Source organism: Micropruina sp., from assembly GCF_027492755.1.
Classification (GTDB): domain Bacteria; phylum Actinomycetota; class Actinomycetes; order Propionibacteriales; family Propionibacteriaceae; genus Micropruina.
In genome coordinates, this window is record NZ_JAPUED010000045.1 from 1,595 (window position 1) to 24,420 (window position 22,826).

The 22,826-nt window shown below is 69.1% G+C and carries 21 protein-coding genes; 7 read left to right on the forward strand and 14 right to left on the reverse strand.

The window, feature by feature from the left end; translation table 11 throughout:
• Window positions 1–307: hypothetical protein (locus Q0066_RS02885; protein ID WP_298129874.1), on the forward strand; the 307-nt coding region annotated here is incomplete at its 5' end.
• On the opposite strand, the gene Q0066_RS02890 is transcribed toward Q0066_RS02885, so the two are convergent.
• The gene (locus Q0066_RS02890) at window positions 308–1,360 is read right to left on the reverse strand and encodes a polyprenyl synthetase family protein (RefSeq protein WP_298129876.1); all 1,053 of its coding nucleotides are present in this window, start codon (window positions 1,358–1,360) and stop codon (window positions 308–310) included.
• The gene (locus Q0066_RS02895) at window positions 1,344–2,942 is read right to left on the reverse strand and encodes an MFS transporter (protein ID WP_298129877.1); all 1,599 of its coding nucleotides are present in this window, start codon (window positions 2,940–2,942) and stop codon (window positions 1,344–1,346) included. Before Q0066_RS02895 ends, Q0066_RS02890 begins: the two co-directional genes overlap by 17 nt.
• A 53-nt stretch (window positions 2,943–2,995) precedes the next feature.
• On the opposite strand from Q0066_RS02895, the gene Q0066_RS02900 reads away from it, so the two are divergent.
• Complete coding sequence (locus Q0066_RS02900; RefSeq protein WP_298129878.1) at window positions 2,996–3,523, forward strand: MarR family winged helix-turn-helix transcriptional regulator; 528 nt, start codon at window positions 2,996–2,998, stop codon at window positions 3,521–3,523.
• A gap of 59 nt (window positions 3,524–3,582) precedes the next feature.
• Here the strand turns inward: Q0066_RS02900 and Q0066_RS02905 are convergent, their stop codons facing one another.
• The 3 genes from Q0066_RS02905 to Q0066_RS02915 form a co-directional block, all read right to left on the reverse strand.
• Entirely contained in the window at window positions 3,583–5,367 is a 1,785-nt protein-coding gene (locus Q0066_RS02905) for an ABC transporter ATP-binding protein (RefSeq protein WP_298129879.1), read from the reverse strand.
• Window positions 5,368–5,470: 103 nt separating this feature from the next.
• The gene (locus Q0066_RS02910) at window positions 5,471–6,070 is read right to left on the reverse strand and encodes a TetR/AcrR family transcriptional regulator (protein WP_298129880.1); all 600 of its coding nucleotides are present in this window, start codon (window positions 6,068–6,070) and stop codon (window positions 5,471–5,473) included.
• Window positions 6,070–7,653, reverse strand: coding sequence for an MFS transporter (locus Q0066_RS02915; protein WP_298129881.1), 1,584 nt, complete (start codon window positions 7,651–7,653; stop codon window positions 6,070–6,072). Before Q0066_RS02915 ends, Q0066_RS02910 begins: the two co-directional genes overlap by 1 nt.
• 60 nt (window positions 7,654–7,713) lie before the next feature.
• Between Q0066_RS02915 and Q0066_RS02920 the strand changes: the two genes are divergently transcribed.
• On the forward strand, window positions 7,714–7,854 hold the full coding sequence (locus Q0066_RS02920) for a hypothetical protein (RefSeq protein ID WP_298129882.1): 141 nt from the start codon (window positions 7,714–7,716) through the stop codon (window positions 7,852–7,854).
• Between the two features lie 481 nt (window positions 7,855–8,335).
• Window positions 8,336–9,928, forward strand: coding sequence for a hypothetical protein (locus tag Q0066_RS02925; RefSeq protein ID WP_298129883.1), 1,593 nt, complete (start codon window positions 8,336–8,338; stop codon window positions 9,926–9,928).
• Window positions 9,929–9,972: 44 nt separating this feature from the next.
• Here Q0066_RS02925 and Q0066_RS02930 read toward each other — a convergent pair whose 3' ends face one another.
• On the reverse strand, window positions 9,973–10,626 hold the full coding sequence (locus Q0066_RS02930) for a class I SAM-dependent methyltransferase (RefSeq protein WP_298129884.1): 654 nt from the start codon (window positions 10,624–10,626) through the stop codon (window positions 9,973–9,975).
• A gap of 188 nt (window positions 10,627–10,814) precedes the next feature.
• Here Q0066_RS02930 and Q0066_RS02935 point away from each other — a divergent pair, with 188 nt between their 5' ends.
• Window positions 10,815–11,462, forward strand: coding sequence for an NADPH-dependent F420 reductase (locus Q0066_RS02935; RefSeq protein WP_298129885.1), 648 nt, complete (start codon window positions 10,815–10,817; stop codon window positions 11,460–11,462).
• Window positions 11,463–11,513: 51 nt separating this feature from the next.
• On the forward strand, window positions 11,514–12,059 hold the full coding sequence (locus tag Q0066_RS02940) for a glutathione peroxidase (protein ID WP_366521493.1): 546 nt from the start codon (window positions 11,514–11,516) through the stop codon (window positions 12,057–12,059).
• Here the strand turns inward: Q0066_RS02940 and Q0066_RS02945 are convergent.
• From Q0066_RS02945 to mvk, 7 genes are all read right to left on the reverse strand, one after another.
• A complete protein-coding gene (locus Q0066_RS02945) occupies window positions 12,050–12,925 on the reverse strand; it encodes a Fic family protein (protein WP_298129888.1) in 876 nt (291 codons plus the stop codon). The genes Q0066_RS02940 and Q0066_RS02945 overlap by 10 nt on opposite strands.
• Before the next feature lie 355 nt (window positions 12,926–13,280).
• Complete coding sequence (locus tag Q0066_RS02950; protein ID WP_298129890.1) at window positions 13,281–14,432, reverse strand: hydroxymethylglutaryl-CoA synthase; 1,152 nt, start codon at window positions 14,430–14,432, stop codon at window positions 13,281–13,283.
• On the reverse strand, window positions 14,432–15,481 hold the full coding sequence (locus tag Q0066_RS02955) for a hypothetical protein (RefSeq protein WP_298129892.1): 1,050 nt from the start codon (window positions 15,479–15,481) through the stop codon (window positions 14,432–14,434). Before Q0066_RS02955 ends, Q0066_RS02950 begins: the two co-directional genes overlap by 1 nt.
• Window positions 15,471–16,613, reverse strand: coding sequence for a type 2 isopentenyl-diphosphate Delta-isomerase (gene fni / locus Q0066_RS02960; RefSeq protein ID WP_298129894.1), 1,143 nt, complete (start codon window positions 16,611–16,613; stop codon window positions 15,471–15,473). The genes Q0066_RS02955 and fni overlap by 11 nt, the downstream gene beginning before the upstream one ends.
• The gene (locus tag Q0066_RS02965) at window positions 16,610–17,695 is read right to left on the reverse strand and encodes a phosphomevalonate kinase (RefSeq protein ID WP_298129895.1); all 1,086 of its coding nucleotides are present in this window, start codon (window positions 17,693–17,695) and stop codon (window positions 16,610–16,612) included. Before Q0066_RS02965 ends, fni begins: the two co-directional genes overlap by 4 nt.
• Window positions 17,692–18,660, reverse strand: a complete 969-nt coding sequence (mvaD, locus tag Q0066_RS02970) for a diphosphomevalonate decarboxylase (RefSeq protein ID WP_298129897.1) — start codon at window positions 18,658–18,660, stop codon at window positions 17,692–17,694. Before mvaD ends, Q0066_RS02965 begins: the two co-directional genes overlap by 4 nt.
• On the reverse strand, window positions 18,657–19,652 hold the full coding sequence (mvk, locus tag Q0066_RS02975) for a mevalonate kinase (protein WP_298129899.1): 996 nt from the start codon (window positions 19,650–19,652) through the stop codon (window positions 18,657–18,659). Before mvk ends, mvaD begins: the two co-directional genes overlap by 4 nt.
• Window positions 19,653–19,813: 161 nt before the next feature.
• On the opposite strand from mvk, the gene Q0066_RS02980 reads away from it, so the two are divergent.
• Window positions 19,814–20,836 carry a hypothetical protein gene (locus Q0066_RS02980; RefSeq protein WP_298129901.1) on the forward strand — a complete coding sequence of 341 codons (1,023 nt, stop codon included), beginning with the start codon at window positions 19,814–19,816 and terminating at the stop codon, window positions 20,834–20,836.
• On the opposite strand, the gene Q0066_RS02985 is transcribed toward Q0066_RS02980, so the two are convergent.
• Window positions 20,808–22,427: an ATP-binding cassette domain-containing protein gene (locus tag Q0066_RS02985; RefSeq protein ID WP_298129903.1), complete on the reverse strand. Its 1,620-nt coding sequence runs from the start codon at window positions 22,425–22,427 to the stop codon at window positions 20,808–20,810. The genes Q0066_RS02980 and Q0066_RS02985 overlap by 29 nt on opposite strands.
• Between the last annotated feature and the right edge of the window lie 399 nt (window positions 22,428–22,826).

A 22,826-nucleotide genomic window follows, 5' to 3' on the forward strand; every position in this document is an offset into this window, starting at 1 on the left:
TGCCATGATCAACTCCTATTCCACAATGAGGCGGGCGGATGCCGACCATCTCAAGAATGAGGCGGGCGGATGCCGACCATCTCAAGCATGGCGGACGTCGACAAGCGGTCCACGAGTTTGCGGCGAGCGGCGTCCTCGGCAGGTGACGATCGCGGAGACGGCGAGCAGGATCGCCGCGCTGGAGCCGCCAAGCAACCCGATGTGGGGCCTGGGACGCGGATGCCGGGCGCAGGCGACCGACAGCGAACAGGCCATCCATCTGCGCTACCGGGTCAGCTATCGGTCCACGCCTGAAAGCCGGCGGTGATCACGGGATTCGCTTCCGGATCATCACGGCGATGTCGCTGAGCATGCGGCGCGCTGCGACGGGAAGCGGCGCAATGGCAGAACGGTCCTGTGCCGCGCGAAGGCTCTCGTCGATCATCGCGGCCACTTCGGCCCTTGCTCCGGTTGCTTCAACAGCCTGCTGTGCGCCCCTGAGGGCTACGGGACCGCTGCCTGCCAGCGCCACGGCCGCTCGTGCTGCGGGCCAGTGATCGCTCCGGCGGGCAAGAGCGATCACTGCGGTCTGTTTGCCCTCCCGCAGGTCTGCTCCCGGCTCCCTGCCTGCCTGTTGCGTCGTGCCGAAGGCGCCGACAAGGTCATCCACAAGCTGAAACGCGAAACCGAGGTGGCGACCGCTGAGCGCCAGTGCATCCAGGGCGTCATCGGGAGCGCCGCCGAGTACAGCCCCGGCCTGCAGCGGAGCGCTGAACGAGTAGATGGCGGTCTTGTCCCGGGTCGCCGCGAGCACCGCGTCCGGCGCGGACTCGCGCGGCAGCGTCGCGTGTTCGACATCGGCGAGTTCACCCGTCGCCGAGACCAGGATTGCCTCGTCCAGCAGGTCGAGGAGCCTGCGCCGCTGTGGCTCCGACACCTCAGCGGTAGCGATGAGCCGCGCCGCTTCATGGAGAAGTATGTCTCCGGCGAGGATGGCTGCCGCGTCTCCGAGTTGCGCGGCTCGCTCCGGAGTGGCGCCCGCGTTGCGGGCTTGCGCACGGAAGATGCCGGATACGTTCGGCCGGCCGCGCCGTTCGATATCGCGGTCGATCACGTCGTCGTGTATGACGAACGCCGTGTGCAGCAACTCGAAGCTGGCAGCGATCTCGGCTACCGCCGGCGGGCAGGGGGAGCTGTCGTCGAATGCGCGGAAGGCGGCCACGACGAGCCGGGGGCGGAACCGCTTTCCGCCCGTTGCGGCCCGACATGCGGCCCTGGCGATGCGACCTGCTCCGCCACCGCGCCGCTCAGCGCGCACGGTGAGCCGCTGCAACGCGCCATCCACAGCGTCGAGCACGATCTCCTCATCCACCATTGTCATCGCTTCTCACCTCCGGTCCGTGAACGGCACCCTGACGGACTGGGTCGCGACGCTGCCTCAGCGAGACGGTCGCCGCCAACCCGAAGGTGAGGAACCCGGCGCCGGTGAGTGCCGCATTTCGGGTCGCAACGGAGAGGGCATCGTTCGCGGCCCGCTTGACGTCGCCCTCGAGCCCGGTGATCGCGGTGCCGGCCGACTCGACGACGACAGAGACGGTTTCGGCTCGTGTCGTCGGGTCGAGAAGCGTGTTCTCCAGAGCGGCGTTCAGCTCCATAGACAGGCTGGTGAAGAGCACGGTTCCGATCGCCGCGATACCCATCGCCGATCCGAGTTCCTGAGCGGTGCTCTGAACGCCAGAAGCCTGCCCGCTGCGCTCGACGGGTATATCGGCCAGGACCAGGCTCGGCAACTGCGCGTCGGCGGTACCGACCCCGAAGCCGTAGAGCGCGAGCGCGGGGACAAGTGCCCAGCCGGTCACCTCGGACGAGGCGACAATCGCGAGCCAGACCAGGCCGGCGATCTCGGCGAGCAGGCCAAACCGGATCACCCATGGTGTGCCCCACGCCCGCGCGAGCAGCGGGGTGGTGGCAGCGGCGATGAACGCGCCGATCGCGATCGGCAGCAGCAGCACGCCGGTCTGGGTCGCGTTGTACCCGAGAGTGGCCTGCAACCACAGCGGCAGCACGAAGAGCAGGCCGAGTTGTCCCAGCGCGACCAGGAACACGATGCCGTTGCCGCGGGCAAATGTCGGAACGGTGAAAAGTCGTAGATCGAGGAGCGAGTCTCGGCCTCGGCGCTGCCGGAACCGCTGCCAGAGGACGAAGGAGGCGAGCCCCGCGGCTCCGGCGAGGAAGGCGAACGGCACCGGGGAGAGTCCGGCAACGAAGTCATGCTCGGTTGAGCGGGCGTACCACCAGCCCACCGCACGCCCCTCGACAAGCCCGAACACCAGGCAGAAGAACGTTCCGACCGACAGCAGAACCCCGAGCAGGTCGACGCCCCGCCCACGGTCGGGATGCCTGGACTCGGGGACGAACAGCAGCGCGCCGGCTATCGCGATGGGTCCGAGGACGAGGTTGATCCCGAACGCCCATCGCCACGAGAACTCGGTCGTCAGCCACCCGCCCAGCAGAGGGCCGACCGCGGCCATGGCGCCCACCGTCGAACCCCACACCGCGAATGCGATCGGGCGCTCTTTGCCGCGGAAGGTCGCGTTGAGCAGGGACAGTGTGCACGGCAGGATCGCTGCACCGCCGATTCCCTGCAGCACGCGCGCGAGGACCAGGATCGGTCCCGAGGTGGCAGTGGCCGCCAGCACACTTGCGGCGGTGAAGAGCGCGAGGCCGATGACCAGCGCACGCCGCCTCCCGATACCGTCGGCCGCCCGACCCACCACGATCAACAGCGCAGCCAGGGTGAGTGTGTATGCCTCCTGTATCCACTGCGTCGTCGCAGCCGAGACGTCCAGGTCGACCACGATGGCCGGGATCGCGACGTTGATGATGGTCACATCAATGATGACCAGCGACACCGCGGCGCTGAGGAACACCAATCCGAGCCACCACCTCGGCCGGTCTCCCATTGTTAACTCCGAATCAAAGTCACGTGGTTTCCGAGTTATAATATCATGGAGCGGTGACAGGCCCCGAAAGCGAACGCGACGTCGAGCAGCGGACGCCGCCTGCTGATGTCTCCTGGGCGCTGCACCGGATGATGGTCGCCGCTGCCGTCATGGACGTCACACTCGGCCAGCGACTCGGGCTGAACTCCGCCGACTACCAGGCGATGAAGCACCTGATGACCTCAGAGGATCCCCTCGGCACCGTGGAACTGGGTGCACTGGTGGGCCTGACCTCCGGTTCCGCAACCGGGCTCGTCGACCGACTGGAGCATGCCGGCCACCTCGTCCGGCACCGAGACCCGCACGATCGCCGCCGTCTCATCTTGCAGCCGACCTCCGAGGCGATCGAGAGGGTCAGGTCGGAGATACAGCCACTCATCGACCGGCTTGATGAACTCCTAGCGCCCTACTCGAACGGGGAACGCGAGCTCCTTGCCCGGTTCCTGCATGACGCCACAGACGTCTATCGGTCCTATGACAGGCGTGACCCGACGAAGAAGGATGCCGGCCCGCGTTCGGCGGATGCCCTGCCCGGCGAGTGAGGGAACCGCGCGGAAGCGCCACCGCCGGTGTTCCTCGTTCATCGGGGGTGTCCGCCCGACTAGTCGGCGGGGTCACTGCATCGCGCCGGTGACGTTGCCCGCCGGGAACTGAGCGTGAACGTACTGACCAGCCGCTGGTACAACGGGCTGGACGCCAGGAGCTGTTCATGGCTGCCTTGTGCGGAGATGCGCCCGTCGTCCATCACGACGATGTTGTCGGCGTCCACGACGGTGGAGAGTCGGTGCGCGATGGTGATGACGGTTCCGTTCGCTGCTTGATTTCTGATCGCATCATGAATGGCGCTCTCGGAGATGCCGTCGACCTGGGCCGTCGCCTCGTCGAGCAGCAGAATGCGTGGCCGGGCCAGCAGGGCGCGGGCGATGGCGATCCGTTGGCGCTGTCCGCCGGAGATGGTGGCGTCACGCACCTCGGTGTCGAGGCCCTGCGGAAGGCGGGCGACCAGGTCGTCCAGCAGCAGTTCCCTGACGACCCGCATCATGTCGGCCCCGTCCACCTCGGGGTTCGCGAATCCGAGGTTGTGGCGAAGCGTGCCAGGCAGGAGCGGTGACTCCTGTTCGACGTAGGTGATGCTCGCGCGAACCGCTGCGGGTCTGAGTTCGTCATATGGCACCCCTAGCAGCCGAAGCCTCCCAGTGCTGGGTTCGAGGAACCGCAGGATCAGCGACATGACTGTCGTCTTTCCGGCGCCGGAAGGCCCGACGATCGCCGTATGACCCCGGCTCGGGAAGACCAGCGACAGATCGGAAACCGCGGGTGTCCCGCCAGGGCGGTAGGACGCGGTGACGGACTCGATCTCGATCGCTGGAGGTGCTCCGTGCTGATCCGCAACATATCGGGTGCCGGGGTGCGGCAGTTCCGAGTCATCCTCAGTGTCCAATGCCTCGACTTCGCGGATGCGGCCGGCTGCAGCCACCCCCGCCTGCAGCGTCGTGAGGTGGTGCGCCAGTTCCGACGCCGGACCGAGGAGTCCGAAGACGTAGAGCAGGAATGCGACGAGGGTGGACACCGTGATGGCTTCGAGCGACACGCGCCACGCCCCGAGCGCAAGCACCGTGATGACCGCGGCCTGGATGCCCGCGCCGGTTGCCGTCCAGACGAGTGCCTCGCGGCGAACGACCCGGATGCCGTGGTCACGGGAGCGTCGGGCGTGACTCAGCAGGATCGTCCGCTGGTTCTCCTCGGCGGTGGCGACCTTGACCGTCTTGATCGCGCGGACGGTGCCGTCGAGTTCGCCGCCGAGATCCGAGAGCGCGGCCTGCGCCTGCTCCTGGATACCTGAGATCGCCGGCATCAGTATCGCCACGCCGGCGCCGACCACAGCCACCACGCCGATCGTGACGCCGGTGAGCACCGGGTCGAGGAAGAACATCAGCACGAGGGTTCCGGTCAGCGCGACCGAGCCATTGATGATTCCGATGACGCTGGAGGACGCCGCCTCACGCAACAGGACCGAATCGGAGGTGACACGGGTCACCCACTCGCCGGGCGAGCGACTCAGCAGGGGCAGCACGCGGGCACGCAGGTACCGGGTGATCATGGCGGCGCGAGCGTCGTAGACGATGTCCTCGGCCAGGCTGCCCAGGATCACCGCTTGCCACCACCCGACAAGCGCACTTACGACCAGCAGACCGGCCAACACCCCGACCGGTGCCATCACGGAACTCCCGGTCTCTGCGAGGGAGTCCAGAATCCATCGGGCGACGAGGGGGCTGGCCAACTCGCCTCCGGATACCAGAATGCCCAAAAGCATGGCGAAGACGAGGATGCCCGCTTTGGGGCGGACGAACTGCCACAGAACGGCGAATCGCGCGCGCTGGCTCATGCTCGGCGATCTGCTCATATGGCGGACCTCTCCTCGATTCTCGGGCGTGGGTGTACCAATCCGGTCGCGCCCTGCGCGGCCGGGGGCGGGCTTGTTGCGGCGCCTACCGGGGGAGCGAAAGCCAGTTCTGGCCGTCCTGGGGCTCGGGCTGGCGGGTCAGCTCCAGCAGGTGCCGTTTGAGTGCGTCGAGTTCGGCGGCCGGCCGGGAGCGGCCACCCCAGATCGGGGCGCTGTTCGCCCCGTCGGCAGCCGCGACGACGAGTAGCCGCACGTCGTCGCGGAGGCCGTCGCCGCGCAACCGGTCCTCGAGGGCGTCGGCGTCGGCACGCGCGATCGCGGCGATCGTGGGGACGGAGAGGAGTTGGCCGAGCAGCACCATGTCCTCCAGCACCGCGGTGTCGTCGGCCTGTGGCGTGAGCATCGTCCGGATGTAGGCGCGGGTGTAGGCGCCGGGCGCGGTGTCCTCGGGGTCGGTCTCGGCCTCGATGCAGGCGTGGAAATCGTCGAGGATGCCTTGGGCGAGTGCGAGGAACAGTTCGTCCTTGCTGGCGAAGTGGTAGATCAACCCGCCTTTCGAGACGCCGGCCTCGCGGGCGATGTCCTCCAGGGTCGCCGAGATGCTCTTCGCGCGCAGCACTCGTCCGGCGGCAGCCAACAGCAGCTTCCGGGTCTCCTCCGAGGTGCGTCCCGCGGTGCGTCCCATCAGCGGTCCCTCTCGTCGTGGTCCGTGCCAGCCTCTCGGATCGGGGTGGGCCCGTCGCCGGGACGCGCCGTCCGTCCGGGCGACGAAGGGATTAGTCGCCAGGCGACGACGGCGGCAGCGAGCATCAGCACCGCGGCGACGAGGGACGCCGTTTGCATCGCCTGCGCGAATGCCTCCCGGGCAGCCTGCGCTGCCGTCGAAGCCGGGTCGAGGACGGTCAGCGCGGACGCCAGGGAGTCCTGCACCGCGGCGCGGTCGGCGGCCGAGAGCCAGGCCGGGACGGTCACCAACGCCCGGTACAGGCCGGTGACCAGCGAACCGAGCAGCGCGATGCCGAGCACGACACCCAACTCGTAGGCGGTCTCAGTGATCGCTGACACGGCACCGGCCTTCCGTGCCGGCGCGGCCGAGACGACGATGTCGGCGGTCAGCGTCATCGCCAGACCGATCCCGAGACCGAGTAGGGCCAGACCGATCGCGAGCCACACGTACGCCTCCTGCCTCTCGGCCGAGGCCAGGACCGCGAGCCCGGCGCCGCCCAGCAGCATCCCGACCGCGACGGCGCGGCCGCGGCCGAGCCAAGTGACAGCGGCTCCGACGACGGCCACGACGACGATCGAGGCGATCGTGGAGGGCAGCTCGGCCAATCCCGCGACCAGCGGGCTGTAACCCCGCACCAGCTGCAGGTACTGCGAGAAGAAGAACAACAACCCGGTCAGCGAGAAGATCGCGATCACGTTCGCCAGCACCGCCCCGGTGAACGCCGGAATCCGGAACAACTCCACGTCGAGCAACGGCGTCTCCAGCCGCCGCTGCCGCCGCACGAACAGCCACCCACACATCGCGCCGACGACCAGGCAGGCGGCGGCCACGAGGTCGAAGCCGGAGCCGACCGTGTGCTTGATCGCGTAGATCAGCGGGGTCATCGTCAGTAGCGACAAGGCAGCCGACGGCAGGTCGAACCGGCCCGGATGGGGGTTGTACGACTCGGGCAGGAGGAACACGCCGCCGATGAGCATTGCCAGCATGACGGGCACGTTGATCAGGAAAACCGAGCCCCACCAGAAGTACTCCAGCAGCAAGCCACCCACCAGCGGCCCGATCGCGGACCCCGCGCCGAACGCGGCCGACCAGATCGCGATCGCCTTGGTGCGCTCCGCGGCATCGGTGAAGATGTTGCGGATCAGCGCCAGGGTGGAAGGCATGATCGACGCCCCGGCAACGCCCAGCAACACCCGGGCCGCGATCAGCATCGCCGCGCTCGCCGAGAACGCCGCCACCAGCGACGCCAGCCCGAAAGCAACCACTCCGGTCAGCAGCAATCGTTTGCGGCCGATCCGGTCCGCCAGTGAGCCCATCGTGACCAGTAGCCCCGCCAGCACCAGCGAATACACGTCGCCGATCCACAGCACCTGCTCGGACGTCGCTCCCAGATCGCGAGTCAGTGCCGGCACCGCCAGGTAGAGCACGGTGCCGTCGATCGCCAGCAGCAGAACCCCGGCCACCAGGACCACCAACGCCGCCCACCGGCGGCGCGCCGAGGGCAACAGGGACACCGGAGACGTTGAGGCAATGTCAGTCACTCAAGAAACTATACTGACCAGTCGGTATAGTAACAATTCAGCTCAGATCGTTCGAGCGCCATGGTCGCTGAGCGATGCGAGAGCATCGACGAGACGGTCAGCCGCGCGATTCGCGCGCTCCGCCAGGACGCGATGGCGCGGGATCTCGTGGCTGAACTGGCTGACGGCGAGACGGCCTGGCTCGATGCTGACGCCGGGTGACGTCGTCGACCTCGACCTTCAAGCAGATCGGTGTATCGGTCCCTGGCCGCCGCGGACAACGCGAGCGTCGACGGTGAGGCGGGTCTGCTGGAGGACTTCGTCTCCATCTTCAGTGGTCCCCACAGCCCAGCTCGCTGAGCCGGCGTTCAAGGAAGCGTCGCTCGGCGCGTCCTCAGTGAGCTCCTTGGCCCGCTGGTGGGCGTCGCGTGCCTCGTCCGGCGTCGGAGGCAGCAGCGGGGCCCGGGCGGAGAAGTAGCGAAAGCCGTCGCCCGTTCAGGCCGTGGGCGGGTGCTCGCCCTCGGTAGTTCACCTCCGACCGGTCTACTGGAGGGGCCCTCACCCCAGACAGGCCGGAGCGAGTATGCCGCCGACGAAAGGCGCACAGGTCGATCCGTCGGCTCCGGCAACACCCCGCAGCCGCACCAATGTGACCGACGCAGCGGCTCCCGCTGCGGGCGACGCGACTGCCTCGCGTTTGCGGGTGGCGATGCTCGTCGCCGCGGGCCTGGCGACGTTCGCGCTCTTGGGTTACCTGGTCAACGGCAACATCCGCTACGAGGTAGGGGTGGTTCGGGTCTCCGGCTACTCGGCGGCGGAAACGTTCACCCACCGACCGATCGTGTTCCGCCTGTTCTCCGCGGCGCAGTCCTGGCTGCCTGAGTTGGTCAGCTCCGCGGCCGGGGGCCCGGGATCATGGCAACGGGTGTGGGTCTTCGAGGCCGGCTTCCGGCTGATGGCCGCGGTGTTGGCGGCGGCTGCGGCGTCCCTGTTGTGGAGGGGGCTGCGCCGACGGTGGGCGTCGATGGCGTGGGCCTACGCGCTGGCCGCCTACGCAGCCCTGATGTTCACCGCGCCGGCGACCGGTGAACCGGACTGGATGGCGGCGCTGTTGGCGGTGGCCGCGGTCGGCGCCGGACTGATGGTGCGGGCCGGATCCGGCGGGACGGTCGCCGGGGTGCTGCTGGCGCTGGCAGCACTGGTGAAGATCAGCACCCTGCCGGTGGCGGCCGCGGGATTGCTGATCCTGTGGGCGATCGACCGCCGCCGGGGATGGCTCGCCATGGTCGCGGCGATGCTCAGCGGGCTGCTCGCTGTCGCCCTGATCTGGTGGCTCGCACCATTCGAGATCAGCTGGCTGCTGGACATCCGTGCGCTGCAGCCCGACCCGTGGACCTGGGAGAACGCCACCGAAGCCGGCCACTATCTGATGAACCTCGCTGCCCGCTGGCCCACGGTGGCGCTGCTGCCGGCCTTCTTCATCGGTGCGCGGCGAGCCGAGATCTGGACGGCGCTCGCGGCAGTGGCGCTCACCGGGCTGGGCATCGCCTACCAGGGCCAGTACTTCACCTATCACGCCCTTGGCCTGGTGGTGCTCAGCGCGGCGCTCGCCGTCCGAACCATTGAGCGCTCCCGGGCGGTGCTGCGATGGCCGCTGTCGGCCCTGGTGGTCTGGACTCTGGTGCTGTTCGTGCTTCCGGCGCCATGGCGGGTCGGGCACTGGGCCGGCCTCTACCTGATCACCGGCGGTTGGGTGCTGCTGTTGGCGGCCTGGCAGTTGGCCGCGATGCGCCAGCCGTCCGTTCGCTCGGAGGGTGCGGTGACCCTGTGGGCCGCTCTGTTGGTGATGGTGTCGCTGCTGGCCACCCAGACGCCGGTCTCCGCGGAGTCGCTCGCTCTCGGAACGGCGGGCCGAACCTCGGTCGGTCAGGCTGCGGCCCTGCGGACCGAACTTGCCGATGCCGAGAAGATCCACCGCCTGATCGGCGCGGACACACAGGTCGCCTACCTTGCCTTCGGCGACGCCGGCTACCTGCTGGGGAATCCCACCCGGTGTCGCTACCCGTCGCCACTGTTCCTGCAGCGAGGTCAGGCGGACGAGAAGGTCTCCGCCGCGAACCGTGCCGAAAGCCTGGCCTGCCTGACCGAACCCGGGGCGCGCTGGCTGATCTGGGATCGGGGCTGGCTGCACCGCAAGGGCGCATCAGACGACCTGCTCGCCACGATCGACCGCAACTGGGCCTGTGAGAGTGCCATCGTGATCGGCGGATACACCCTGTGTCCACGTCGGAGCTGAGGAAGCGCTGAGCAACGCAACCACCGCTGGTTGCCCGCGTGCAGTCAGAGTTCGGCGGTGCCACAGATCATGGTGTTCACCGGGTAGAAGATGCTGCCGCGCGGTCTCATCGGGACGATCGTGGTGCGGGTGAAGCCGGCGCGTTCGATGGCGGAGGCAGTGTCGCGATGCAGGTCGCAGCCCTCGAACAGCCATGCCCAGGGCTTGTGCAGCGCCTGTTGGGCCTGTGCCCGAGGGCTGCCGGACGGCGCGGCGACATGTTCGACGAAACGGAACCGGCCACCCGGACGCAGCACCCGGGTCGCCTCGGCGAGCACGGCGTCCGGGTCGGGGACGGTGCACAGCACCAGTGAACAGATCACCTCATCGACGGAGCGGTCAGGTAGCGGCAGCCGGTCGGCGTAGCCGGGGACCAGGGTCAGGGTGATGCCGGCGTCGGCGCATCGTCGTCGGAGTGGGGCGTGCATGCGCAGATTGGGCTCGATGGCGATCAACTCCGCAGCCGCCGGCAGGTAGCGCAGGTTGGCGCCGACCCCGGGACCGATCTCGACCACGCGTGCCGCGTCCAGGCCGTCGAAGGCGATGCGCTTGAGCGGCCGGGCGACACGGTCGATGTAGCGGTCCAGCGCGGAGAAGAACCAGGCGTTGAACCGGCCCCGGACGGCGTGGTCGAAGGGCGGGCTGTCGAGGTCGGTCATGATGTTGTCGCAGCGGGGTGAGGGCGACGCGTCCAGGGCTGATGTGCCATCGAATCCTCCCGGTGCCGGAAACCGTGACACCAGTATCGGCGCGAGGCAATAGCCGATGGTGCGGGTGTCGCTCATCCCGGTCGCCGGGCAGGGGCGGCGTCCGGAATGAGGTGGCCGCGGCCCGCGTTGGGATTCCTATGAGCACAGTGGGCATTGTCGGCGCTGGAAACATCGGAACTGCGGTCGCGAAGGCCGCCCTCGGTCACGGGTACGACGTGGTGATCGCCAACTCCCGCGGACCCGAGACGTTGACCGGATTGGTCGCGGAACTCGGCCCGCGGGCCAAGGCTGGCACGGTCGAAGAGGCCGCGAGCCGGGGCGACCTGGTTGTCGTCGCTGTTCCGTTGAAGAACGTCGCCGACCTCGATCCGGCGCCGTTCGCGGGCAAGACCGTGGTGGACGCCAACAACTATTACCCGCAACGCGACGGGCAGATCGCCGAACTGGACGACGAGTCGACGACCACCAGCGAACTGGTGCAGCACCATCTGGCGGGTGCTCGGGTGGTGAAGGCGTTCAACCACATTCCTGCCGCGGAGATTCTCAGCACCGCCCGGCCGGCGGGTGCCTCGGATCGGCGCGCGCTGATCGTCGCCGGCGACGACGGGACGGCTCGTGCGCAGGTGGCGGCCTTTCTCGACTCCATCGGTTTCGACGTTCTCGATCTCGGTCCGCTGAGCGAGGGCTGGCGGATCCAGCGGGACACCCCCGGCTACGTGCAGAACCTCAACCGCACCGACCTGGCCACGAAGGTCGCCGAAGCTCGGCGCTACCGTGACATGTGACCGGCTTCCCCCACAACGAACAGACAGAACAGGAGCATTGACGTGAGTGGAGTGTTCGACTTCGAGGTGCAAGCAGCCGACGGGACGTCCGTGCCGCTCGCGAACTACGCGGGCAAGGTGCTGTTGATCGTCAACGTGGCCAGCAAATGTGGCATGACCCCGCAGTACGAGGGCCTGGAGGCGCTCCATCGGCAGTACGGCGACCGCGGCTTGGAGGTTCTGGGCTTCCCCAGCAACCAGTTCTTCGGCCAGGAGCCCGGCACCGACGCGGAGATTCAGGACTTCTGCAAGACCACCTACGACGTCAGCTTCCCGGTCTTCGCAAAGATCGACGTCAACGGGCCGGACGCCGACCCGCTGTTCGCCTTCCTGCGCAGCCAGGCTCCTGGTGATTTCGGCCCGGCCTACGGCGGGTTCTACGAATCCATCTCGAAGGCGATGCCGGACGCCGCCCCGAGCGACGTGCACTGGAACTTCACCAAATTCCTGATCGATCCGGAGGGTCGGGTTGTCCGGCGGTACGAGCCGCCGACCCAGCCCGGCGACATCGCCCCGGATATCGAGGCCCTGCTGTCGGCGCAGCTTCTTCAGCGGTAGTCCTCGGCGATCATCCAGCGATCACGTAGCCGGAAGGCGGGGATCGTCTGCCGCTTGGCTTTGTTCGTCGCGACATTGCCGCGGACGCCGTTCGCTCGCGCCCAGTCGGCCAGCCGCACCACCCGGGGACTGGTGATCAGCGCGAGGCGCTTGTGCAGTGATTCGAGGAGCAACAAGGCCAGGAGTCGGGTCATGCCGTCGTGGGCGTCGGTCGTCGCGTAGCGGTCCAGCAGCGGGTAGTAGTCGGTGTGCCGGTTCTTTGCCCTGACGATGACCGGAGGCAGGCCAGCGTCCTGGAGTTGCTTGTTGATCAGGACGCGCCCGATCCGTCCATTGCCGTCGACGAAGGGATGGATCACCTCGAACTCGCAATGGAACCGGGCGATCGCATCGAGCGGCGAGGACGTGATGTCGTCCCTGTAACGCACGAGCGCGTCCGAGATCAGCCCGGAGACGAGCTCGGGGTTTGCGCCGAGATGATTGCTCACCCGCGCCCACTCACCCGCCCGGCGAAACCGTCCGGCCGCGTCGTCACGGATACCGGCCAGCAGCATCCGGTGCCAGCGCAGGATGAGGTCGGTCGAAAGCGTCTCGGTGTTCGCCACCAGGTCGGTGGTCACCGCGCCCAGGTTCCGCGCCTCGTAGATCTCACGCAGGTCGTGGTGTCCGGACGGCAGCCGTCCGGCAAGAACTTGTTCGGTCTCGCCGAGGGTGAGGGTGGAGTTCTCGATGGCGTTCGACTGCTGAACCGTCTCGGCCAGTTCGGTCAGCGCGATCTGGTGGAGCGCTTCGGGGTGGCGAGTCGCCAGGTCGCGGTATGTGTCCAGCAGCGCGTCGATTCGCTCCCGGGTGGTGCGGTTGATCACGGTGTGATCCTCATGGCCCGCAACTTACCGTGAATTGTGGTGGAAAGCGTAAAGAATTCACGTGGCGCTGGCCGGCGGTTCGTCGCCACTGAGATCCCGGGTCGGAGCCCGGGATGACGGCATTCGCGACGATGGTGGGTCCGGCAGTGACGCGAACTTCAAAGCGGGACGGGGTGCAGCCCGCTCCGCGGAGCAGAACGCGACCATCAAGACCCGACCACAGAACAGGGGTCTCGACAAGCTCGACCGCCGGTTGCTTGAGCAGGGTCTCGACAGGCTCGACCAACGGTGGGACGAAAAGAACCGTCCCTGCGGTCCGTGCGTGAGGTCTCGACGAGCTCGACCAGCGGAGGGGTTAGTTCGCTTCGTACTGTCGCGCCTGGCCCTGGATGCCGCTGAATCGGAAGGGTCCGGACGTCACCCGCGGGGTCTCGCGGTCCTGGCTGCTCTCGGTGTGCGCCGAGTGCAGCGCGCGATAGCCCTCGATGTCGAGCGGACGGCGCGCCTCCAGGGCGGCCAGCGTCGCCTCGCGCCGGCGGTGTTGGGCGTAGTCGGGCTGGACGATGCCGGTGAAGAACTCGCCGACGCTGCCCGAGCCGTAGCTGAACAGGCCGACCCGGCGTCCGGCCAGGTCGTCGGAGTTGTCCAGCATCGCGGCCAGGCCGACGTAGAGCGAAGCGGTGTAGCTGTTGCCGAGCAGCCGGTTGTAGTCCAGCGAGCCCTTCAGCGCGTTCGGCGAGACGGCGTGCGAGGTGTGCTGGGAGAGCCGGGCATGCGCCTTCTGCGCCATCTTGGTGAACGGCTGGTGATAGACGAACCGCTCGATGGTGTGGAAGCCGGCACCGCCGCGGGCATGGAAGTCGTCCCAGGCGCCCATCAGTGAGGCCAGATAGGCGCGCAGCGACAGGCCGCCGTCCACCATCGCGGTGGTGGAGTCGTTGGGGCGCCAGAAGTCGTTGACGTCCGCGGTGTGGATGCCGGTGGTCGGCTCCAGCTCCAGCAACGCCGGATCGGCGCTGACCAGCATCGCCGCTGCCGCCGCGCCCTGGGTCGGTTCGCCGGGGGTGTCCAGCTGGTAGCGGGCCACGTCGGACATGATCAGCAGCACCTGCTCGCGCGGATCGCGGGCCACGATGCCGGCCGCCATCTGCAGCGCGGCCGTGCCCGAATAGCAGGCCTGCTTCAACTCGACCACCCGGACGCCGCTGGGCAACCCGAGCAGCTTGTGCACGAAGACGCCGGCCGCCTTGGACTGGTCGATGCCCGACTCGGTGGCGAACAGCACCGTCCGGATCCGTTCGGTGCCGTGCCGTTCCAGGATCGGCAGCGCCGCCGCCGCACCCATCGTGACGATGTCCTCATCGGGCGCCGGGAAGCTCATCGCCTCTTGTCCCAGCCCGGTCAGGTACTTCTGCGGCGGCACCCCGGCCGCCTCGGCCAGCTCGGTGAGGTCGACCACGTAGTGCGCGGTCGCGACCGAGAGGTCATGAATGCCGATCGATGTCATCAGCGGTTCCTCTCTCGACGTTCGAGCAGAATGTGGGCGGCCATCAGCTCGCCCGGGTTGGTCTGGGCGGCGAGCAGGGACAGCTCGCCGCAGAGCACGGTCGCCGCGATCAGCCCGGCGAGTCGTCGGGCGTTGCCGCCGGGTGGGGCGTCGGGGTCGACGCAGCCGAGCCGCTCCAGCGCACGCTGGGTGTGCGCCAGATGCTTGCCGTTGCCGACCGCGCCCACGATCAGGTGGGGAAGCGTGCAGGAGAAGTACAGCCCCTCGGGCCGGGTTTCGGCGTAGGTGAAGCCCTGGGAGCCCTCGACGATGTTCGCGGCGTCCTGCCCGGTGGCCAGGTAGATGGCCAGCAGCATGTTCGCGAAGTGCGCGTTGGCCGAGCGCAGCGCACCGGCGATGGTGCTGCCGACGAAGTTCTTCCGGATCACCAGTTCGGTGATCGCCTCGGGAGTGGAGCGCAGCGACTTGGCGACCAGCTCGCGCGGGATCAGGATGTCGCAAGCGACGTTGCGGCCACGGCCGAGGATGCCGTTGACCGCGCTCGGCTTCTTGTCGGTGCAGTAGTTGCCCGAGATCGAGCCGTAGCTGAGCCCCAGATCCCAGCCGAGGATCCGCTCCATCAGGGCGTCGGCGGCGCGGGTCACCATGTTGTGCCCGGACGCGTCCCCGGTCTCGAGCGCGAACCGGACGAACAGCAGGTTGCCGACGATCTCGTCGTGGATGTCGACCAGCTTGGCGTGCCGGCTGGTGCCGCCGACGGCCTGGTCCAGTTCGGGCTTGCGGGCTGCGATCGCGCGAGCGGCTCGGTCGGCGGTGGCGGCGTCGGGGGCGATGAACAGCACCGAGCGGGTCATCCGCTCACCCAGCACGGTGACCTGGATGCCGCCCTCGACCTGCCGGGAGATCCGTGCCCCGCGACCCACGGACGGCCACAGCGGGGTCTCGTAGGTGGCCAGCGGCACCTCGAACTCGCCGGCGACCGTGTCACCGCTGACCCGGATCGGACCCACCCAGCGGGTAGGGATCACGGTGTTGTCGTCATCGCTCATTCGGTCCTCCTGAGGTGGGTTCGGACGCCTGGGGCTGGGGCGCCGTGGGTAGCGGCGCCTCGTCGCGCCGGTGGCTGAAACCGCTGGGGTCGATGCCGCGCAGTTCGCAGAACTCCTTGACCCGGCCGCGCAGCAGCAGGTCGGTGTGCCGCAGTTCGGACGGCTCGGCGGCGCCCAGCAGGGCATGGAGCTGGCGCAGCTGGGTCAGCCACCGCTGCACCAGCGGCACCAGCGCCTCGGCGCCGCCTTCGGTGGCGGGCTTGAGGAACACCCCGGCCACGCCGGCGGCCCGGGCGCCCAGGGCGAGCGCCTTCACCACGTCCAGCGGGGACCGGACGCCGCCGGAGGCCAGCAGTTCGGGGCCGCCGCGTGGGGCGTCCAGCAGGCAGGCGAGCGCGGATTGGCCGTAGCCGGCGAGGAAGGCGTAGTCGCCGAACCTGCGCCGGGAGTTCTCGATGCTGACGAAGTCGGTGCCGCCGGAGCCGCTGACGTCGGCGATCCGGACGCCCAGCTCGGACAGCCGAAGCAGCGTGCGCCGGCTCAGCCCGAAGCCGACCTCCTTGACGATCACCGGCACCCCGGCCGCGGCGACGATCTGTTCGACGGAGCGGGCCCAGCCGGAGAAGGCCCGCTCGCCCTCGGGCATCACGGTCTCCTGGGCGGCGTTCAGATGGAGCTGCAGGGCGTTCGCGCCGATCAGCTCGACGACCTTCCGGGCGTCGTCGCCCGACCGTCCGGCGCCGAGATTGGCCATGATGAAGCCGTCCGGGTTCTCGTCGCGGAGCACCCGGAAGCCGTCCGCGGTCTCCGGATGCCGCAGCGTGATGCTCATCGACCCGCACGCCATCGGCAGCCCGGTCTCGCGGGCGGTGATGGCCAGTTCGCGGTTGATCCGGGTCGCAGCGTCGCTGCCGCCGGTCATCCCGTTGATGTACAGCGGCATCGGCCAAGCCACGTCGCCGAGCCGTACACCGAGCCGGACGCGGGACTCGTCGATGCCGTCCAGCGCGTGGTGGACGAACTCGACCTCGTCGAAGTCGTTGCGGGCCACCGGCGCCAATTGCTGCTGCCCGGCGAGGGCGATGTGGTCGTCCTTGCGGCGCTGGTGCTCGTTGCTGGCATCAGCGGTCATGCGGCTGCCCCCTCGGGTGGATGGACGTGCAACTCCAGGCGGCGAATGTCGTGCGCCTCCCAGTCGGCCAGCAGATCACGGCGCGACGTCGCGGCGGGAGCCAGCACGATGCCGCAGTCGCCGCCACCGGCACCGGACGGCTTGCCGGCCGCGCCGCTGCGTTCGGCCGCGTCGCACAACGCGCGCAGCGCCGGCGTCTCGATCACGATGCCGCTCAGCCGGCCGAAGTCCTGCAGCACGCGACGGGCGGTCCGCAGGCAAGCGAGCACGGCGAGGCTGTCGTCGGCCTGCAGGGCGCGCTCGAGGGCCTCCACGGTGCGGCGGCTGGCATGCAGGATCTGCTCGTAGGAGTCCGACCAGTCCTCACGACCATGCCGGACGCCGGCGACCAGCCGCTCGGTGGAGGCCGGTGAACCGGTCCAGCCGACCAGCAGTTCCAGCTCGGACGGCGGCGCCAGCCGGGTGGTCCGGTACGAGCCCCAGGCCGCGGAACGCAGGGTGCCGGCCACGCCGGAGCCGACCAGTTCCGCGCGCAGGGCGCTCCGGTCAGGTGCGCTGTAGCCCACCCAGCCGCCGAAGGTGCAGGCGGCCAGGTCGCCGCCGGACGCCTTCGGGCTGACCCGGATGGTCGCCAACAACGCCAGCTTGAACCGCTCGGTGCGGCTCAGCGAGAGTCGGTAGAACTCGTTCAGCGCCGCGATCACCGCGACCGTCACCGCCGCCGACGAGCCGAGGCCGAATTTGCGGCCCTGGGCGTCGTCCAGCTCGCTGCTGATCGCCAGGTCGAAGTAGCGCGGCGGGATGCCCAGCTCGTCGCGCAGCCGGTCGACGACGTCGAGGGCGCTCAGCACGTAGTCGGAGGGGCGATGCTCGACCACCACGCCGACCCCGCCGGCACCCCGGGTCCACTCCAGTGGCGCGTTGCCGTACTCGCCCGAGCGGATCCGGCCGACGTCGCTGCCCTCGGTCAGTTCCACCGACAGGTAGCGGTCGACAGCGATCAGCACCGCCGGCTCGCCGGGTTCGACGACGGCGTACTCGCCGGCCAGAAACAGCTTGCCGGGCGCCCGCGTCACGATCATCCGGCGGCTCCGCGGGGCAGCAGGGTGGCGCCGGGACCGGCGCCGACCACGGTGGTCTCGCCCAGGGTGACCAGCTCGGCAGCGACCTGATCGGCGTCGGAGGGCCGGGCGATGACCACCACGTTCGGACCGGCGTCTGCGGTCGCGTAGCACTCCAGGCCCGCGGCACGCAGTTCCTCCACCCGGTCGAACGCGGCGATGCTGGCCGGCTTGAGATAGCGGATCGGCGGATCGGCCGACTGGATCAGCGCATGCATCCGCAGCGCGTGCAGCTCGGTGAGCAGGCCCAGCGCGGTGAAATCGTCGGCGTGGCAGGCCGCCAGTGCGGCGTCCAGGGTCTGCGCGGTCGAGCTGATCCAGCCGTCGTAGAAGGGGGAGGTCTGTGCGGTGCGCACCATCGCGTCCCGGCTGGAGACCCGCTTCGCCGAGCGGTCGAGGGTGAGGATGATCATCTTGAACTCGGGCCCGCCGACCGGCTCGGCGAACGACTGCGCGTCGTCGCCGGCATGCCACACCGCCAGGCCGGAGATGATCGAGCGGGCTGCCGAGCCGGAGCCGCGCCGGGCCAGCCGGCTCAGTGCCCGGGCGTCGAGTTCCAGCCCGTAGGCGGCGCCGGCGGCGACCGCCAGCGCGGCGAAGCCGGCTGCTGAGGAGGCCAGTCCGGCGTCGGTGGGGATCTCGCTGAGGGAATCGACCCGGGCGCGCGCGGTCGAGCCGGCAAGCTCGCGGACCAGGTCGAGGAAGCGGGTCACCCGCTGGGTCGGGGTGGCGGCACCGGGGACGCCGTTGAGGCTGAAGCTGTCGGCCGCGGCGTCCGGATCGAGCCGGACGGTGGTCGTCGTCGCGTAGGTGTCCAGGGTCAGCGACAGGCTGCCGGCGACGGGAAGGATGAGCGAGGTGTCCTGCTTGCCCCAGTACTTCACCAGGGCGATGTTCGGGAATGCGCGCGCACTCGCCTCATTCATGCTGGTCCTTCCAGGGTGGTCGTCCAGGTCCCATGACTGCCGGCCCTCTGTAGCTCGTATTGCACCCTATCGACGTCGTCGGCCCGGGAGAGTGCCACGACGCACCCGCCGAGACCACCACCGGTGAGTTTGGCGCCCAGTGCGCCCGCGCGCCGAGCGGCACCCACCAGCCGATCCAACTCGTCGGAGCCGACACCGAGCCGGTTCAGCGAGTCGTGGGCCTCGTCCATCGTCGCGCCGAGCGTGTCGAGATCGCCCTGTTGAAGACAGCCGACCGCCACCCGGCTCAGTTCGGACAGCCGATCCACAAGGCCGTCCACCAGCCCGGGCTGGGTCTCCCGCAACGATCGGACGCCGCCGACGGCGGTCGCGGTTGAGCCGGTCACCCCGGTATCGGCGACCACGAAGACGAAGCGTCCACCGACGGACACCGGTGCGATGGCGCCCTGTTCGAACAGGATCGGCGCGTCCGACAGCACCGCGGCCGTATCGATTCCGCTGGCTCTGCCGTGGGCGATCATCTCGGACTGCTGCACCAGTTCGGTGCGGTCGGCCAGCCCCAGCGGCACCCCGGACGCCGACGCGACGGCGTCCACCACGGCGGCGGCCACCGCGGCGCTGGAGCCCAGGCCGCGTTGCATCGGGATACCGCTGGTCACGGTGAGTCGTCCGGTCAGGTGGGGACGTCCAGTGTCCGGCTGTGCGATCGCGGCAGCGACCCGGCGAACGGCCTGCTGCCAGGCATTGATCACCGGCGCCATCGCGACCGGCGCGTCGTCCACGGTCCCGTGGTGCAGGGCGCAGTCCAATGCCCACGGCCCCCCGGCGTCCAGCTCCGCCCGGGTCGCCAGTCCGTGGACCGGTAGCGCGATCGCCGGCGCTCCGTAGACGACTGCGTGCTCGCCGATCAGGATCGTCTTCGCGTGAGCCGTGCCGACGCCGGCCGGTGCGGGAACCGCCGGTGCATACGGGGAAGGGCCGGGGGTGGTCACGATGGCGACGACCTCTCTTTCATCCAGGCCACACTACGGCGGTTGCCGGTGAACGCCTATGGGTCGACGAACGTCGAACTGGCGACCCGGGCCGCATGCGGTCATGATTCTGAGCAGACAGACTTTGTCGCGTTCGTGAAGTGACGGATAGGGACGGTGGAATGAGCCAGCATCAGGATCCGGCCGTCGCTTCGCCACGTGCCCGCCTACGCACGGTGATCGCGGCACTGGTGATCGCGGTCAGTGTGATCCTCGCTCCGGTCGCTGTCGTCGGAACCTGGGCTCGCGGGCAACTCGTCGACACGGACAGATTCGTCCAGACCTTCGCCCCGCTCGCCGGCGATCCTGCGGTGCAGTCGTTCCTCACCGACAGGGTCACCCAGGCCGTCGACGACAACCTCGACATCGACGCGCTGGTGAATGACCTGATGCAAGGCATCGCAGGTCTCGGCCTACCGCCCCGGGCGAAGGAAGCGGCTGGCCTGCTCACCGGGCCGGCCGCCGAGGGCGTCCGTTCGCTGATCCGCTCCGCGGTGGAACGCACGGTGACCTCACCACGATTCGCGCAGGTGTGGGAACGCAGCCTGCGCGAATCGCACGGCCGAGCGATCGCGATCCTGCAGGGTGACCCGGATACGGCGGTCCAACTCTCCCAGGACGGCGTCTTGTCACTTGAGCTGGCGACGGTGATCCAACAGGTCAAGCAGGTGCTGATCGAGCAGGGCTTCGGATTCGCGAGCCGGATTCCCGAGATCGAACGGTCGATCCCGATCGTCAAGGCCGACTCCCTGGTGCAGGCCCGATCGTTCTATCAATTCACCGTCGCGCTGGGCTATTGGCTGCCGTGGATCGTGCTCGGGCTGTTGATCGCCGGCCTGGCGACCGCGCCGCGCCGCATCCGGGCGCTGGCCTGGGCCGGGGCCGGCTTCGCAGTGGCGCTGTTGTTGCTGGCGGCTGGTCTCAGCGTCGGACGGCAGTTCTTCATCGGTTCGGTGACCCCCTCAGTCATGCCGTCCGCCACCGCCGAGGCGTTCTTCGACCAGGCCACCGCCTCGCTCCACCCGGCGATCTGGATTCTGGTGGTGCTGTCAGCCCTGGTCGCCGCCGGCGCCTGGCTGGCCGGCTCGTCGAGGCCCGCGCTCGCGATCCGTTCGGTCATCCCGCGCCGGCGACGGGCGCACTGAGTCTGAGGCCGTCGACATCCAGGACCAGCCAGGTGTCGATGCGCAGCCGCGCCAGGAAGTCGTCGTCGTGGCTGACCACAACCAGCCCGCCCCGGTAGCCGCTCAGCGCGTCGACCAGGGCGTCGACGCTGTGCAGGTCGAGGTTGTTGGTCGGCTCGTCGAGCACCAGCAGCTGATGCGGCGGATCGGCGAGCAGCAGTCGGGCCAGCGCCACGCGGAACCGCTCCCCGCCGGACAGGTCGCCGACCGGGCGATGGGTCACCTCGCCGCGGAACCGGAAGCGGGCCAGGCCGGCCCGGACGCGCGCCGGAGGAACGCCGGGTGCGGCCGTCCGGACCGCGTCCAGAATCGTCGCGGCGTCATCGAGATGGTCGAGTCGCTGCGGCAGGTAGCCGATCCGTTCGACGTGCGGGATGGCGCGTGCGTCGCGGTAGGAGACGGCTGCGGAGTCGGTCAGCGTCTGCAGCAGGCGGGTCTTGCCGATGCCGTTGGGGCCGGTCAGGGCCAGCCGTTCCGGCCCCTGCAGCACGAAGCACCGGCCGCGTCCGTCCCGGAACTCGGCCAGCTGCCGGCCGCTGGGGACTGCCGGGTCGGGCAGGTCGATGCTGATCCGGACGTCGTCGCGCACCCGGGCGGCCCGGGTATCGACCGCCGTCTGTGCGGCGTCCACCTTCGCGTCGAGCTCGCCGCGGAGCCTGCCCGCCGACACCTGGGCCTCCTGTTTGCGGTTGTTCATGATCATCTTCGGCTTGCGTTTGTTCTCATAGTCGGTGCGGGCATAGCGCTGCCGGCGGGCCAGCTTGGTCTGCGCCTCGACCCGCTGCCGCTGCTCGCTCCTGAGCCGCTGTTCGGCGGTGCGCAGCGCCTGCTCGGCGGCGGCCTGTTCAGTGTCCAGATACTCCCGGTAGGCGCCGTAGGCTCCGCCGAAGACGGTGAGTGAGCCGGTTCGCAGTTCGGCGGTGTCGTCCATCAGGTTCAGCAGCCGGACGTCGTGGCTGACCACGATGAGTGCGCCCGGCCAGGCGGTGACGACGTCGTAGAACCGGTGGCGGGCGTCCCGGTCGAGGCTGTTGGTCGGTTCGTCCAGCAGCACTATCTCGGTGCCGGCCAGCTGCAGCCCGGCCAGCGCGGCGAGCATCGTCTCGCCGCCGGACAGGGTGCCGACCGGCCGGTCGAGGCCGATCCCCGGCAGGCCGATCCGGTCGAGGGTGGCCAGGCTGCGTGCCTCGACGTCCCAGTCGTCGGCGAGCGCGTCGAAGTGAAGCGGGTCGGCGTCACCGGACTCGATGGCGCGCAGCGCGGCAAGGCGGTCGCGTACGCCCAGTAGTTCGGCGACGGTGGCGCCGGTGCGCAGGGTCAGCTGTTGCGGCAGGCAGCCGACCTGGCCGCTGGTGCTGATCGACCCCGAACTCGGGCGGAGTTCACCGGCGATCAGCCTGATCAGGGTGGTCTTGCCGGTGCCGTTGTCACCGATCAGGCCGGTTCGGCCCGGGTTGAAGGTGGCCGTCAGCTCGCTGAGGACGGCGTCGCCGTCCGGCCAGGCGAAGGACAGGTTCGTCAGGACGACGGCAGGATTCTGGGCGAAAGACATGGGGCTCCCGGATTGTCAGCGGAGGCGCTGACAACGGAGCCGGAGAAAAAGGGTGCGGCGTCTACGAGGTCAGCGCACGAGGATGCGCGGCGGAAAGCTCGTAGATCAGCACGATGAGAATCCTTGCTCGGGTGAGTGGGAGATCGGGTTCCACCCTAGCCGCTGGTTGCGTTTGCCCAAATCCGTCACCCCGGGCTTGCCCCGGGATCTCAGTACCAGGCAGTTCTCTCGGCGGGATCCCGGCGTCCGCCGGGATGACGGAGACCCGGGTTTCGACAAGCTCAACCCGCAAGCGTCGACAAGCTCAACCCGCAAGCGTCGACAAGCTCAACCCGCAAGCGTCGACAAGCTCAACCCGCAAGCGTCGACAAGCTCAACCCGCAAGCGTCGACAAGCTCA